2 protein-coding genes are annotated in these 1761 nt (G+C 60.4%); both read right to left on the bottom strand.

Translation table 11 applies throughout. From position 1 onward, the window contains the following. Positions 1-269: 269 nt before the first annotated feature. The gene (gene deoC, locus BQ7388_RS09960) at positions 270-908 is read right to left on the bottom strand and encodes a deoxyribose-phosphate aldolase (protein ID WP_072500539.1); all 639 of its coding nucleotides are present in this window, start codon (positions 906-908) and stop codon (positions 270-272) included. Positions 909-1315: 407 nt separating this feature from the next. Then, positions 1316-1761 (bottom strand): TCP-1/cpn60 chaperonin family protein (locus BQ7388_RS09955; protein ID WP_327196118.1); only part of this gene is annotated, 446 nt, incomplete at its 5' end.

The following is a 1761-nucleotide window of genomic DNA, read 5'->3' as shown; positions in this document are numbered from 1 at the left end:
GATTGTGAGTTGCTAATCTTGTCTTCTTGTAGCTGCTTCTTTATAAAAATTACTGTCCTTATTTGTATTTTCATAATGTGATACATTGTTTGATACGAAACCATTTGTCCCATCAAACTATATTGAGAATATGTTTAGTTTTATAAGCTACTGTTTAGTAGACGTGTCCAAGAACGAGCAATCCCGAGTCGGACTTGGCAAGCGCACAAGCCCGACCCGGGACGCAGGCAGGATATGGCAGACGGCAGGAGACTCCCGACGCCGAACGACTAGTTGACGATGGCGACGCTTGCGCTGGTGCCAAGGCGATCTGCACCGGCCTCCACCATGGCAAGGGCCTCATCCTTGCTGTGGATTCCACCCGCCGCCTTGATCTTGCAGGCATTTCCAACGGTCTGGCGCATGAGGCGCACGTCCTCGACCGTGGCCCCACCCGTGCTGAACCCAGTGCTCGTCTTGACGAAGGAGGCGCCGGCCTTCACGCAGTCCTTGCAGGCGCGAGCGATTTGCTCGTCGTCAAGCAGGCAGCACTCGAGAATGACTTTGACGGGGTGGCCGTCGGCTGCCTTCACGACTTCCGCAACGTCGTTGACGACGTAGTCGTCGTCACCATCGATGAGCTTTCCGACGTTGATGACCATGTCTATCTCGGTCGTGCCGTCGATGACCGCCTGCCGCGCCTCGGCTGCCTTGCCCGCCGTGGTGGACGCGCCCAGAGGGAAGCCGATGCAGGTGGTGACGCCGACACCGGAACCCTCGAGTCGCTTTGCGGCAAATGAGGTCCAGCAGCCGTTGATCGAGACGGTCGCAAAGCCGCACTCGCGCGCCTCGTCGCAGAGCCTGGCGAGATCCTGCTCAGTAGCGTTCTGCTTGAGGTTGGTATGGTCGATTCGCTCGTGCAGTTCCATGTCTCCTCCTCCGCCCCGGGGCGGCGCGACGCCCTTTGCGTCATGCGCCTTATGCTGGCACCCCAATGAGTTGCGCATACGCCAGGAATGGCATCGGCCATAAGAGCAAGTGATTTCCACATGCATGAGCAGTTGCTAATACATACAAGTGGATGCATAGCCTAAGCTGTTATTTCTTTCTGGCGTTTGCGCGATTGTAGCGCCAGTTACGGAAATGGCGCCCAACGACCTTCCAACTCCCACACAATCCAAGGGCGCTTTTGTGCCAACGGTAGCCCTGGACCCGCAGGCGGACGGATCCCGAATAGCTACAGGCAAATCGGAAGGCTTTGTCCAAGGATGCGAGAAGGCGCCCCATGGCCGAAGCCATGGGGCGCCTGTCACTGCCTGGCTCTGAGACCTACGACTTAGTACATGCCGCCGCCCTGTCCGCCGGCAGCGGCGGCACGGGAGATCGCGTCCTCGATGGTGGTGTCCTTGGGCTCGTCCGAGACGGTGGCCTCGGTGATGAGGATCAGGGACGCCACGGAGGCAGCGTTCTGCAGGGTGGTGCGGGTGACCTTGACGGGGTCGAGGACGCCCATCTCAATCATGTCGCCCCACTCGCCGTTCGCAGAGTTCAGGCCCTCGCCCTCGGGCAGGCTCTTGATCTTCTCGACCACGACGGAGCCCTCGAAGCCGGCGTTGGCAGCGATCGTGCGGACGGGGGCAGAGAGCGCCTTGCGGATGATCTCGACGCCGATGCGCTCGTCGTCATCAGCGACCTCGACGGTGTCGAGGGCCTTGGCGGCTTGCAGGAACGCGACGCCGCCGCCGGCGACGATGCCCTCCTCGACGGCCGCGCGGGTGGCCT

The sequence above is a fragment of the Olsenella phocaeensis genome, assembly GCF_900120385.1.
Taxonomy (GTDB): Bacteria; Actinomycetota; Coriobacteriia; order Coriobacteriales; family Atopobiaceae; genus Olsenella_I; species Olsenella_I phocaeensis.
This window is presented reverse-complemented; position numbering and strand designations above follow the sequence as displayed.